10 protein-coding genes and 1 pseudogene are annotated in these 12,253 nt (G+C 60.9%); 5 read left to right on the top strand and 6 right to left on the bottom strand.

Annotated features, from left to right (window positions below; genetic code table 11):
- Positions 1-565: 565 nt before the first annotated feature.
- Positions 566-1,325, top strand: a pseudogene (locus tag NZK81_RS03780) (IS5 family transposase).
- An 18-nt stretch (positions 1,326-1,343) separates the two neighbouring features.
- Here the strand turns inward: NZK81_RS03780 and NZK81_RS03775 are convergent.
- Both NZK81_RS03775 and NZK81_RS03770 read right to left on the bottom strand, forming a co-directional pair.
- Entirely contained in the window at positions 1,344-1,751 is a 408-nt protein-coding gene (locus NZK81_RS03775; protein ID WP_260044046.1) for a GFA family protein, read from the bottom strand.
- Between the two features lie 212 nt (positions 1,752-1,963).
- Entirely contained in the window at positions 1,964-2,869 is a 906-nt protein-coding gene (locus NZK81_RS03770) for a LysR substrate-binding domain-containing protein (RefSeq protein ID WP_260044044.1), read from the bottom strand.
- Positions 2,870-2,957: 88 nt separating this feature from the next.
- Here NZK81_RS03770 and NZK81_RS03765 point away from each other — a divergent pair, with 88 nt between their 5' ends.
- From NZK81_RS03765 to NZK81_RS03755, 3 genes are all read left to right on the top strand, one after another.
- Complete coding sequence (locus tag NZK81_RS03765) at positions 2,958-3,992, top strand: aldo/keto reductase (RefSeq protein WP_260044042.1); 1,035 nt, start codon at positions 2,958-2,960, stop codon at positions 3,990-3,992.
- 14 nt (positions 3,993-4,006) lie between these two features.
- Complete coding sequence (locus NZK81_RS03760; RefSeq protein ID WP_260044040.1) at positions 4,007-5,182, top strand: MFS transporter; 1,176 nt, start codon at positions 4,007-4,009, stop codon at positions 5,180-5,182.
- A gap of 238 nt (positions 5,183-5,420) precedes the next feature.
- Positions 5,421-5,882 carry a hypothetical protein gene (locus tag NZK81_RS03755; protein ID WP_260044038.1) on the top strand — a complete coding sequence of 154 codons (462 nt, stop codon included), beginning with the start codon at positions 5,421-5,423 and terminating at the stop codon, positions 5,880-5,882.
- Positions 5,883-6,080: 198 nt separating this feature from the next.
- Here NZK81_RS03755 and NZK81_RS03750 read toward each other — a convergent pair whose 3' ends face one another.
- The 3 genes from NZK81_RS03750 to NZK81_RS03740 form a co-directional block, all read right to left on the bottom strand.
- A complete protein-coding gene (locus NZK81_RS03750) occupies positions 6,081-7,010 on the bottom strand; it encodes a TonB-dependent receptor (RefSeq protein WP_260044036.1) in 930 nt (309 codons plus the stop codon).
- A gap of 241 nt (positions 7,011-7,251) precedes the next feature.
- Positions 7,252-8,391, bottom strand: a complete 1,140-nt coding sequence (locus NZK81_RS03745; protein ID WP_260044034.1) for a tyrosine-type recombinase/integrase — start codon at positions 8,389-8,391, stop codon at positions 7,252-7,254.
- A gap of 632 nt (positions 8,392-9,023) precedes the next feature.
- Positions 9,024-10,073: an IS110 family RNA-guided transposase gene (locus tag NZK81_RS03740; RefSeq protein WP_260044032.1), complete on the bottom strand. Its 1,050-nt coding sequence runs from the start codon at positions 10,071-10,073 to the stop codon at positions 9,024-9,026.
- A gap of 173 nt (positions 10,074-10,246) precedes the next feature.
- On the opposite strand from NZK81_RS03740, the gene NZK81_RS03735 reads away from it, so the two are divergent.
- A complete protein-coding gene (locus NZK81_RS03735) occupies positions 10,247-10,870 on the top strand; it encodes a S24 family peptidase (RefSeq protein ID WP_260044030.1) in 624 nt (207 codons plus the stop codon).
- Between the two features lie 13 nt (positions 10,871-10,883).
- On the opposite strand, the gene NZK81_RS03730 is transcribed toward NZK81_RS03735, so the two are convergent.
- On the bottom strand, positions 10,884-12,218 hold the full coding sequence (locus NZK81_RS03730; RefSeq protein WP_260044028.1) for a DUF6946 family protein: 1,335 nt from the start codon (positions 12,216-12,218) through the stop codon (positions 10,884-10,886).
- Positions 12,219-12,253 lie beyond the last annotated feature (35 nt).

Raw genomic sequence — 12,253 nt, 5'->3', positions numbered from 1 at the left:
AATGATCTACGGGGGCAATTTGCTTAGAGTGGTCAGGAACCCGAGACAATGATGTCGTGCCACACATAGATAGTAAAGACAAATGACCTATACAATATTGCATTCATCGATGTCGCCAATAGAACGGTCTCTAAATTAACTGACAGCATCTAACGAAACATCAAAGTTAAATTACTTACCTCCCATAATTTCTCCCAAGCAGGCATTCGCCAAGCGGCACGATGGATCGTGAACAAGTGACTGTTTCTGCTGATGAACTTCTAAAAGGAGACTTGCGGGTTCGTCCGAAAGCCCTGACGTAGGAGAGAGGGCTGTCGCAGCCCGACGAATGCCCGGTTTGGGCGTAGCCGGACGTTCCCAGTAGAAGCGGCGACCGGCTGGAATGTCCCAGATCTGGTCGCTCGGTCCGCCGTGAGAGCTTGCTGAACAAACGGAAGGTTTCGAGAAGCCGGTTTGAACGGCTGAACGGCGGCTATTCAGGCGTGTTCGGACTAGGCTGTAGTGACATTTTAGGGATTCCCATTTTCTGTAAGTTCTGATTCAACACTTGCTTTTGGAGGCTGGTGTGGAAGGTGAGGTACTTCGGGACGATCAATGGGAGCGGCTTCGGGAGTTTGTGCCGGGTGGTCGCAAGGGACGGCGGGGTCCGAGAAGCGATGGGCGGCGTTTTTTCGATGCGATCCTGTGGGTAGCGCGCTCGGGCGGGCGCTGGCGTGATCTGCCCGAGCGGTTCGGCCCCTACCAAACGGTGAAGCGGCGCTATTATCGCTGGATCGAGCAGAGTGTGTTCGACCGGATTTTCGAGGCGGTATCGAATGATCCGGACATGGAATGGATCGCCCTTGATGCAACCGTCATCCGTGCTCAGGCTCAAGCGGCCGGGGCACGGCGAAAAAGGGGGGCAGGAAGCCCAGGCTCTTGGCCGGTCACGCGGCGGCTTCGGCACCAAAATCCACGCTGTAGTTGATGCCCTTGGTCTGCCGGTACGCTTTGCTCTGGGGCCCGGGCAGTAGAACGACATGGCACCCGCAAACGACCTGATCGAGGGCCTGGAAGCCGAACAAGTTCTCGCCGATAAAGCTTATGATACCAACAGCTTGTGCGAGAAGATCGAAGCGCAGGGCGGAGCCGTCGTCATCCTGCCCCGCCGCCATCGCAAGCAGCCGCGCGACTATGACCGCATCGCCTACAAGAACCGATGGGGCATCGAGGGCTTTTTCGCCAAGCTCAAGCAATACCGCCGTATCGCCACCCGATACGACAAACTCGCCGCCAACTTCCTCGGTTTCATCAAACTCGCAAGCATCATGCTATGGCTTAAGTGATTAATTTGTCACTACAGCCTAGCCCGGAAATGTCTCGATCATCGGCAGGCTCTCTAGGTCCTCGTCCCAAGTGGCGCGATGAGCAACAAAGATGTGGGCATTCGGCCGAACCTCAATCGTGTCGTCGAGACTGCCTGCTGGCACGACTAACATGCCCACACCTTCCTGCACCCGCGGGAGCGGCGACCCGCAGGTGCCACAGAAGCTCTTCTCGTGGCGCGTGTCGGGAAGGCGATAGGTCCTTACCAATCTTTCACCCGCAAGCCATTCGAGCCGCGCCGTCGAGGAGAATAGGTTTGCACCATGAGCCGATCCTGTGTCCTTGCGGCAGCGCCCGCAATGACACAGGAAGAAGCTCTCGAACGCACCTTCGATGCGGAAGCGGACAGCGCCGCACAGACAGGAGCCTTCGGTAGATTGGGTCATGGCCCAAGCCTAGCGCACCTCGTTCTGCGACGCCACGCTATGGGTGTTAGGGACTGAGCTGTTGGAAAGAAGACAAAGGTCAGGCAACTCACTACTCCCGGGCGCTGTCACCGAGGAGCAGCATAGAGGTGCGCGAGGGCGCATGAACGGATGACCGCAAGCAGGGAGCCATCCCTTGGTTTCAAACGTCCGCTTTGCCGGCGCTTCCATCATCAGCGCAAGCTCTCGACCAAGAAGTCCACGAACATACGGACGCGTGCGGGAATGTTAGTCCCGCCGACAAAAACGGCATGGATCAGTTCAACATCGCCGGGGTTGAACGCCTCGAGCAGCGGGATCAGCGTCCCGCTCGCCAGTTCGGCCGCAACACTGAACGCGCCGACGCGTGTGACACCCACTCCATTGGCCGCTAGCTGCCCTAGGGTCTCACCATTGTTGGCCTCGATATTGCCCTGCACGCTGAGCGAGAAATCCTGACCATCACGGCGGAAAGGCCAGGTCGGCTCGGCGCGGCGGAAATTGAAGTTCAGGCAGTTATGGCCGTGCAGATCCTCGGGGGTCCGAGGCGTGCCGTAGCGGGCGAGGTAGTCGGGCGAGGCGACGATCACGCGGCCCGTCTCCCCGATCTTGCGCGCGGTCAACATGCTGTCGGCGAGCCGGCCGAAGCGAACCGCGACATCGGCCTGTCCGCCAGCCACGTCAACCAGCGCGTCGGTGAGTGCGATATCGACCAATATGTGCGGATAGCGGCGGGCGAACGCACCCAGCAAGGGGACGATGCACAGCCGGCCGTGCGATAGCGCCGCGCTCACTCGCAATCGCCCGCGCGGCGCGCCCTGATCGGCGATCTCCTGCTCGGCATCGTCGAGATCGGACAGAATGCGGCGGGCCGCCAGCAGATAGGCCTGACCTTCGGCCGTGAGCGTCAGCGTGCGGGTGGAGCGCAGCAGCAGTCGGACGCCGAGCCGCGCCTCGACCCGGTCGATCGTGCGGCTGACCGCCGACGGTGTCAGGTCGAGCAGGCGCCCGGCGGCGGAGAAGCTGCCGGCATCGATCACCGTCGCGAAGATTTCGAGGGCGCGGGCGCGATCCGCGCCGACGGCCGTCTTTGCGTCCATTTCAAAAATCCTTCGCGTGCAACGGCCCTACCAAGCTTGGCGACGATCTTCCATTTATGCGCCAGCATAGCAATCGAAAGGTTTTCACATGGACTATCGGCAACTTGGCGCATCCGGTCTTCGCGTCCCTGCCCTGAGCTTCGGTACCGGCACGTTCGGCGGCCGGGGTCCGTTGTTCAGTGCCTGGGGACAAAGCGATGCGCGCGAGGCGCGGCGGCTGATCGACATCTGCCTCGAGGCCGGCGTGACCCTGTTCGACACCGCCGACGTCTATTCGAACGGCGCTTCCGAAGAGATATTGGGTGACGCGATCAAGGGCCGGCGCGACGCGGTGCTGATCTCGACCAAGACTGGGCTCCCCATGGGCGATGGTCCCGCCGACTGGGGCGTATCGCGGGCAAGGCTGGTCCGCGCCGTGGAGGACGCGCTCCGTCGCCTCGCCACCGATCATATCGACCTGCTGCAACTCCATGCCTTCGACGCCTCGACTCCGGTCGAGGAGCTGATGGAGACGCTTGGGCAGCTGATCGCGTCGGGGAAGCTGCGCTATGCCGGCGTCTCCAACTATCCCGGCTGGCAGCTCATGAAGGCGCAGGCTTTCGCGCGCCAGCACGGTCTGCCGCGCCTGGTCGCGCATCAGGTCTATTATTCGCTGATCGGCCGCGCCTATGAGGACGATCTCATGCCGCTGGGCGCGGATCAGGGCATCGGCGCGCTGGTGTGGAGCCCGCTCGGCTGGGGACGGCTGACCGGCAAGATCGGACGCAACCGCCCGATCCCGGACGGCAGCCGGCTGCACGAGACCGAGCAGTTCGCGCCGCCGGTCACGCAGGAGCATCTCTATCGCGTGATCGACGCGATCGAGGCGGTCGCCGCGGAGACGGACAAGACCGTGCCGCAGATCGCCATCAACTGGCTGTTGCAGCGTCCGACCGTTTCCTCGGTCATCATCGGCGCGCGCAACGAGGAGCAGCTCCGCCAGAATCTCGGCGCGGTCGGCTGGTCGCTGACGCCCGAGCAGATCGCCTCGCTGGATGCCGCGAGCGACAGGCTGCCGCCCTATCCGCACACCCCGTACCGGCAGCAAGAGGGTTTTGCCCGCCTCAATCCCGCGCTGATCTGAACGGAATCCATGCAATGAAACTCAATCCTGGCTTGCTCGCTCTTGCCGTCGGCGCGTTCGGTATCGGCGTCACAGAGTTCGCGCCAATGGGCCTGCTGCCCGTCATCGCAATCGGCCTCCATGTCTCGATCCCGGTAGCGGGGCTGCTCATCAGCGCCTATGCGCTGGGCGTGATGATCGGCGCGCCGCTGATGACGCTGACCACCGGACGCGTGCCACGCCGTACGCTGCTGATCGGGCTGGCCGGCATCTTCACGCTCGGCAACCTGTTGGCGGCCATATCCACCAGTTACTGGATACTCCTGATCGCGCGGGTCATCACATCGTTCAACCATGGCGCCTTTTTCGGTATCGGCTCGGTCGTCGCCGCCAGCCTAGTACCGCCGCAGCGGCGCGCGGGCGCCGTTGCGGCGATGTTCATGGGGCTCACCATTGCCAATGTCGTCGGCGTTCCGCTCGCGACCTGGGCGGGCGAGCATCTCGGATGGCGTGCCGCCTTCTGGGGGATCGCGGGGCTCGGGCTCGCAACCATGGCCGCTCTGCGGCTGACGCTGCCGGCGTTGCCCGTTCCGGTCGGCGGCAATGCGATTTCAGAGCTGCGCGTCCTCACGCGCGGTCCTGTGCTGGGCGCCTTGGCCCTGACCGTGGTCGGGTCGAGCGCGATGTTCACGGTCTTCACCTATATCGCACCGATCCTGCGCGAGGTCACGCACGCATCGCTCGGTTTCGTCACGGCAATGCTCGTCACTTATGGTGTCGGGCTGACGGTGGGGAACTGGCTGGGTGGGCGGTTCGCCGATCAATCTGTCGATCGCACGCTGATTGTGACTCTCGCTTCGCTGACTGCGATCCTTGTCGCCTTCGCGCTGCTGATGTCCTTCGCCGTGCCGACCGCGATCCTAGTATTCCTGTGGGGCGTTGCCAGCTTCGCCCTGGTGCCGCCGCTTCAGGTGCGCGTGATGACCGCCGCGGCCGACGCGCCCAATCTGGCCTCGGCCGTCAACATCGGCGCGTTCAATCTGGGCAACGCGATCGGTGCAGCCTTGGGCGGCGGCGTCATCGCTGCGGGCCTAGGCTATCCGACTGTGGCTCTGGCTGGCGCGGCGATATCCGTCATTGGATTTGCGGTTGTCGGCCTCACCGCTCGAGACAGGGCCCGCGAACGCGAACAGCCGCTCTGCGGTGCGTGAGACCAGATGCAGATCGACAGAGTGCGGCCTAACAGAGTGCGGCCTAATAGCAGGGGATGAATGTATGGCCGCTTCTCATGGGTCGGTCGCGAAGGCCTGAACGACGGCTATGTCGGCGCCTGCTGCCGGCTCAGCTTGGCTGAACGCGAACGGCGGCGTTTCAACATTTTAACCGGAAACCGGCCTTACCGGAGCCGCCGACATTGCTGCCGTTTCGTTTCCGGTGCATGTCAATGTGATGAGGTCTCTGCTCGCACTCTCGTTCTTGATCACAGTTGGAGCGTGTTCTGAGGCTTCTGACGGAAAGATCGACGAAATAGATTTAAGGGTCTCGGGTTGGTCCTCGGTAGATATTTCGCTAACGCGCCAAGGTGAAGGACATTTCGAGTTGGATCCAAGTAGAAAGGTTGGAGCGTTCAATGTCACGCCTCAACAATTCGATCAATTTCGAAAGCGACTAGAACCATATAGACAAGCCGCCACGCCTTATAGTGACAGCAGCGCATTGCAGTTCATCCAGCAGGGGTGTCCGGACGGAAGCCCTCAGATCCGCGATGCGGGAGCAGTCTATATTCGTTGGGTTGGTAGCGGACTGGACGAGCATTTTTTGGCAGACTTTGGATGCAACGCGTCTCAAAATGCAGCCCGCAACAAATCGCTATTGAATGCGGTGAAAAGCCTGCCCATTCCTGTTGATTAGTAGAGGGTCAATGACCGCTCCCCCCCGGCATTCCGGACCTCCAGGCTCCCCAAATCCATCTCGAAACTCGCCCTTCGTTGTCGAGGTAATTCACATGAACGTAAGGCCGCTTTCGGTAGGGGCTGAAGAGGTCGGAAATGTCCGTTAAGTCGGCGTGTTCGGACTAGCTCGGAAATGTCTCGATCATCGGCAGGCCCCCTAGGTCCTCGTCCCAAGAGGCGCGATCAGCAACAAAGATGTGGGCATTTGGCCGAACCTCAATCGTGTCGTCGATGAGCCCTCCCGACGCCCAGCGCTGTCCGGGACCGCGCCATATCGCTGGCTGAAATCGCCGCCATCGGTTGCCCCGCCGATGTCCGCGCGCGTCTCGAGGCCCTGATAGTCACGCTTCAGGATCACATTGGCCACACCGGCAACGGCGTCCGAGCCGTAGAGCGCCGAGGCGCCATCGGCGACGATCTCGATCCTGTCGACGATGCTGAGCGGAATGGCCGAGACGTCGATGCCCTGGCGCGAGCCGTTGTAGGCGAGCCGGTGGCCGTCGATCAGCGTGAGCGTTGCATCGCTTCCGAGACCGCGCAGATTGATCGTCGATGCGCTGCCGACATTGATCCCGCTCGACGCCGGGACGTTGTTGCCGACGCCGGGGTTCTGGCCGCCGCCGAAGGCCTGCGGAATGCTCCGTACCACATCGCCAAGGCTCGTTTGGCCTTCATCGCGCATGTCCTGCTGGCCGATGCGGATGACCGGTGAAGCCACGGGCGCGCCGCGGATGCGGCTTCCGGTCACGACGATCGCATTATCGTCGCCTGTCGAAGCGGCGCGCCGGACCACGAAGCTCTTGCCGATACGGTCGAAGGAAAGGCCCGAGCCTGCGAGCAGCAGCGTCAAGGCCTGTTCGAGAGTATAGGAGCCTCGGATGGCCGGCGCTTGCCGGTCTGCGATCACGGTGTCGTCGGCCAGAACGGTGCTGCCGGATTGCTGTGCCAGCGTGCGCAGGGACGCGCCCAGCGGCTGCGCCGGCAGGATGATATCGAGCTTTCGGCTGTCCTGCGCTTCGGCGCTCGATGCCGCCGCCATGAGCGCCACTGCGGCGGTGCTAGCCAGAATTTCCTGAACTCGGATCATGTTTTCGTTCTCCCCCCTGGGGCCGCCTGATTGCGGGATGGGGAAGAGACGCCGGGTGCGGAAAACACCCGCCAACTTTCTTTACGTCACGTGGCTGGGTGAATGTTACGGCCGCGGGGCGAGCAGAATGGTCGATGTATCCGGATGTTGGACCGCGAGGCGGAAAGCGGCAGCCACGGCGCGCGCAAATCCTTCCGGATCGCGCACGCGAAACCCGCCCGTCATCGTTAGATGGGAAGGGTCAGGCACCGCTAGCCGCACCTGAACGCGGTTGTAGCGATTGATGGCGGCGACAGCGTCTTCGAGCGGCGTGTGGTCGAGCATCAGTATTCCCGAGGTCCACTGTTTGTCTGCCGCGGTTATGCGCCGGGGGGCGGCACGAGCGTCGATATCCGACTGCTGGCCCGAAGCCCAGAACTCTCAGCGCGGCATTGACCGTGTTTTCCGACATCGGCCGGCGCGGCGAGCGGAACGAGGGGAAGCAGTACCGTCCCGTGCCGGTCAGGTCCCAGAGCTGCTCGAACAGCGCGGTTACCTGGCGCGACAGCGGAACCCGGTGCGGCCGGCGCATCTTCATTTTCTCGGCCGGGATATTCCAGAGCGAGCGATCGAAGTCGAATTCGCTCCACTCCGCCTGACGCAGTTCGCCGGGCCGAACGAAGAGATGCGCGGACAGCCGCAGGGCAAAGAGGGTGATGGCATGACCCGTGTACCCCTCGATCGCGCGCATGAGTTCACCTGCGCCTTTTTCGGTGGTGATGGCCGCCAGATGCTTGGCCTTGGGCACCGTGAGCGCGCCGCGCAGGTCACGCGCTGGATCGTGTTCGGCCCGGGTCGTGGCAATCGCGTAGCGAAACACGCGGCTGAGCACGCAGCGCATGCGCCGGGCACTTTCATAGCGTCCCGTCGCCTCGATCGCACGAAGCACGCCGAGCACTTCTTGCGCGGTGATCTTTGCGACCGGCCGGTTGCCGATTTTGGGGTAGGCCTTTTCGAGCAGCCAGCGAATCTTGCTCAGCGTGATTTCCGCCATGCCTTCGCGTTCGTTCTTTGCCACCCATTCCTCGGCGACCAGCTTGAAGCTGTTCTCCTCGGAGACCTTTTCGCGTGCTGCAGCGAGTTTCTGTTCGTGCGAGGGATCGAGGCCGGCAGCGATCATCCGCCGCGCGTCTTCCCGGCGCACGCGTGCATCGGCAAGGCTGACTTCGGGCCAGGCACCGAAGGAAAGGGGGCGATGCTTGCCGAGATAGCGGTAGTTCATGCGCCACAGCTTGCTGCCGCTCGGCTTGATGAGAAGATAGAGGCCGCCGCCGTCGGACAGCTTGTAGTCCCGTTCGGCGGGCTTGGCGTTGAGGACCGTGGTCGCGAAAAGGGTGTTCATGCCGGTATCGCCCTTCAAAAAGGCGATTTCGGTACCTTCAGAAATACCCTCATTGTTCCTGGTTGGTACCGGATACGCCCGGATTTGACTGGACGATCATAACACAAAAAATGGCGGATTTCAGCCACTTCCTGGACGTCAATGGACGTTGCCAGGAGAACAAATGGTGCCAGAAGAGGACTCGCATCTTATTATATTTTGTGTGGTATAACAGCCACATAGGCGATGTGGTTTTTACGAAGGCCCGCAGAAAAGCCCGCATTTCAATGTGGCCTAGAGGTTCGAGTCCAATTCAAGGACTCGAAACTTACAAAAGTGGCGGATTTCTGGCATTCGCCAGCCGTGAACAAAAGCAGAAACCTGCTTCAAGTCAGGGACCGAAAGGCCCGCAAAAATTCGTTCCTGCAACGTTCCGGGTCGCCCCATCAAATCTCACATGATCCGCTTCAGCGGCACCTCCGGGGGAGCCAGGTTTACAAGTTTCCGATTCCGCTAAGCCAGACTTGGTAAAGCTCGAAATTCATAAACCTTGAGGGAGCAGTCGGCAGGCCTGGCCCAATTACCTACACCGGGGTCGGAGCCCCAGAAAACAAAGCGGGGTCCAGGCCTCCCTCCGCTCGGAGGAACTCATTTCATGTGTGTGCCGGGTCAAAAGCTGAACCAGACTTCCACATGTGAAGCATGACTACGGCCAGCTTTCGAGCCACAGCAACCCGGGCCTTCGAAAGGCCGACCTTCTTCGACAATTCCAGCCCCCAAGTCTGCAATGCGCTTTGAGCCTTCGTGGAGCACAAAAGAACGGTGGCGGCAGATACGAGGTGTGTGCGGGTTAGTTTGCTGCCGAACCGGCTGATCCTGCCAACGCGAGAGATTACGCCCGATTGATGGATGGACGGCGTCAGGCCGAAATAGGGTCCTACATCACGGGTCCGTTGGAAGCGCGACGGGTCACCGATAGCGCTGTAGAATGACAGAGCAGTGATTGGGCCGACACCGGGCACCGTCATGAGGTTCGAACAGACGGGATGTGTCACAGCCATGGCGCGAAGGCGCTTGTCCATCCCGGCGATGTGCGATCGCAGGTTCTCAGCAATTGTGATCAGCGGTCTGAGATCCGCATCGACGTCCAGGCCATCGACCTTCAATCGTTCCAGCTGACCCTCAATACCGCTGGCGAGTTTGCCAACCCCGGTATTGGTCTTCAGCTTTCCCCCGTGCAGGCGCACGATCGACTGGACCAACGCGTCTATTTTCATGCGCTGCTGGACGAGGCTTTTGCGCACATTGAGTAGGCTGCGAAGGTTCTGGCAATCGAGCGGCTTCACGAACACTTCCGATCCGATTGTCCGCCCGATTCGGCCGAGCTCGGCAAGACCTCGAGCATCGTTGGCGTCGGTCTTCTGCCGTCGTATCGCAAGGAATTTCGCTGATTTGCGAACCTCGGTGACATAGACGGGAAAGCCCTGCCTCTGGAGGTTTCGCACCATATGCGTGCCGACGCCGGCTTCGATGGTGATGCGCTGAACCGCTTCGACGCCAAAGGGGCGCAGGATATCCTTTATCTGATCAGCATTCGTTTCCCGTTTTCCTTCGAACAGGATTTCACCGAATTCGTCGATGAGGCACACTGCCGTTTCGGAAACTCCCGTGTCCAACCCAACCCAATACTTGCGATAAGCCAATCAAAATCCCCATGAAATTCTTTATTTTTTGGCGCGGCGTCACCTAATCTCGCGGCAGGAGCCCTGCAAACTTCCGACGTCCACATGCCAATGAGAGGGTAGCAATCGGCGAAGGATTCGCCGAATGGGAATGGTCCTCAGAAATGCAAAACAAGGTCTAGGAAATTGTAGGAATGGCCACGTTGGATCCGCGCCGAGCGCTCGACGAACTCATCAAGGAGCGGGGGGAATCGTATTCATCGGTTTCACGGCTGCTGAGCCGCAATCCGGCCTACATCCAGCAGTTCATCAAACGTGGCAGCCCGGCGCGCCTGGACGATAGCGACATCGCGCAGCTGTCTGTGCACTTCGGGGTTCCGGCAGCGATCTTTGGTGGAGATGCAGTCCCCGAGAGTGCGGGGCTGTCGACAATAGCGATCCCTGTCCTCGGTGCCGCCGATGCTGAGGACGCACTCGGTCGCGTGCGCCTGGTCGATGAGGCGTGGCTCCGGAGGTTCAGTTACAAACCAACTGGGGTCTCGATCGTCATGGTTGAGGGGGACGCCATGAGCCCTTCGCTGCGGGATGGCGATGAAGTGCTGATCCAGCGCTATTTGGCGAACGAAAACATTCGCGATGGCCTTTACGTGATCAGGGCTGACGCCGGCCTACTTGTGCGCCGGATTGCGCTCGAGCCGTCCCGAAACCGCATTGCGGTTCTGACGGACAATCCGGCTTATCCGAACTGGGATGGCCTACCGAGAAACGCGGTACAGATTGTGGGTCGGGTCATATGGGCTGGCCTGCATGTCGCCTGATCGGTTTCCGGTCTTAAGGCGAGAATAGACCCGCGGGTTCAGCGTAGCTCTTGATCGTGCGCTCGGGCCGCTCATGCCAGCCGATGTTGAACGCCCAGTAGGTCGGGAAGAAGTAGAGTGTCGAGTAAGGCAGGTTCTCGTGCACCCAGCGCGCAAGGATTCGCCAATCGCCGGGTTCCTGATTTTTCGCCCAGAAGCTCGGAACGACAACGCAAGCCATCGCTCCCATGTGGCCATCGGCGTCACGACGATCCCAGATGTGCCCGGCGTAGTTGCTCTCGTTGGACGCGCAAGTGTAGCCGGCCTTCTTCTTGCGCTGCATTTCGTTGCAGAACCCGTTCACCTCGCACGAGCGGTAGGCCGAGCGGATAGCGATCCGCCCCCAGTGATCCTGCAGCGGTTCGAGCAGTTCTTCGCACAGCCGCTTTCCGGCCTTGATGGCCAAGTCTGGGTCATCGGGGGCATTGTTAAGCCCGTGGATCATGGCGACTTCCGAATAAAGCATGTCGCGCATGAAGAAGGATTTCGACAGCTGTACGCGGCCCAATTCCGTGAGCGAAGGAACGGTGCGTGCCGTTCCGAGCCGCTTTACGGGGGCCCCACTTGGCTCCGCCACCCATCCGATCCGCAGAGCAACACCATCACAGACTTTTGCTGGACTTATTACGCCGACTGGCGGGTCTGGAAAGCCCATAGCCTCGGCAAAGGCCCGATAATCGTCAAACCAAGAGCGCTTCGGGCAAAAGCTCTGAACGATCATCGCTGCATCGCGCGAGCAATAGCGTTGGGCTTCGATGACTGCGGAGGCCGTGCGGTGGATGAGTTGGTATCGGATTGTCCCGACCGTCGCCGGATCGAGATCGAGAATTCGGCATAACCGCTCCAGGCGCGCTGGGCGTGCGGTCGCATCTCCTTTTGCCTCTGAAAGCCACTCCTGGACTGTTGGGCCGAAAGTCTCGTCCACCTTGGCCTCAACGGCCAGAACGCCAAGACGCCCATCAAGGCGAAGGATTGCCATGAGATCGGTCTGGCTCGGGCGCTGACCATCACCGAGGTCGACCGGGCGCTCAAAAAACGCGTCGACCAATGTGGCTCCCTTGAACGCGGGGTCATGATCGAGAGCCGATTTCACTGATGGCGGCAGCCCGTTCGCAGAAAACCAGAGATCGGCCACCGATTTGGCAGAACGACCTGGCTGCCAATGCGTTGGCGATCCGAGGTGATGGATCACGTCTTCGGGTCGCAATACCGGGACATGCAGGCGGCGGATGGTCGATTCACTTTGCATGGCGCCGAACTTCTTTTCTTCCAGCATCATGTCAACAGCAGGCAATAGGCCCATGGTCATACGACGAGCTCGCCTTGAGATGTTAAGAGATCCAA

This window comes from Novosphingobium mangrovisedimenti (assembly GCF_025153475.1).
In the GTDB taxonomy this organism is placed as follows: Bacteria; Pseudomonadota; Alphaproteobacteria; order Sphingomonadales; family Sphingomonadaceae; genus Novosphingobium; species Novosphingobium mangrovi_A.
The sequence above is the reverse complement of the archived record's forward strand: the minus strand, read 5'-3'. Positions and strand labels throughout refer to the sequence as shown.

Bases quoted from the DNA above. Each gene is read 5' to 3' on its own strand.
- NZK81_RS03775 (WP_260044046.1), bottom strand. From the start codon at position 1,751: ATGACCCAATCTACCGAAGGCTCCTGTCTGTGCGGCGCTGTCCGCTTC.
- NZK81_RS03770 (WP_260044044.1), bottom strand. From the start codon at position 2,869: ATGGACGCAAAGACGGCCGTCGGCGCGGATCGCGCCCGCGCCCTCGAA.
- NZK81_RS03765 (WP_260044042.1), top strand. From the start codon at position 2,958: ATGGACTATCGGCAACTTGGCGCATCCGGTCTTCGCGTCCCTGCCCTG.
- NZK81_RS03760 (WP_260044040.1), top strand. From the start codon at position 4,007: ATGAAACTCAATCCTGGCTTGCTCGCTCTTGCCGTCGGCGCGTTCGGT.
- NZK81_RS03755 (WP_260044038.1), top strand. From the start codon at position 5,421: ATGAGGTCTCTGCTCGCACTCTCGTTCTTGATCACAGTTGGAGCGTGT.
- NZK81_RS03750 (WP_260044036.1), bottom strand. From the start codon at position 7,010: ATGATCCGAGTTCAGGAAATTCTGGCTAGCACCGCCGCAGTGGCGCTC.
- NZK81_RS03745 (WP_260044034.1), bottom strand. From the start codon at position 8,391: ATGAACACCCTTTTCGCGACCACGGTCCTCAACGCCAAGCCCGCCGAA.
- NZK81_RS03735 (WP_260044030.1), top strand. From the start codon at position 10,247: ATGGCCACGTTGGATCCGCGCCGAGCGCTCGACGAACTCATCAAGGAG.
- NZK81_RS03730 (WP_260044028.1), bottom strand. From the start codon at position 12,218: ATGACCATGGGCCTATTGCCTGCTGTTGACATGATGCTGGAAGAAAAG.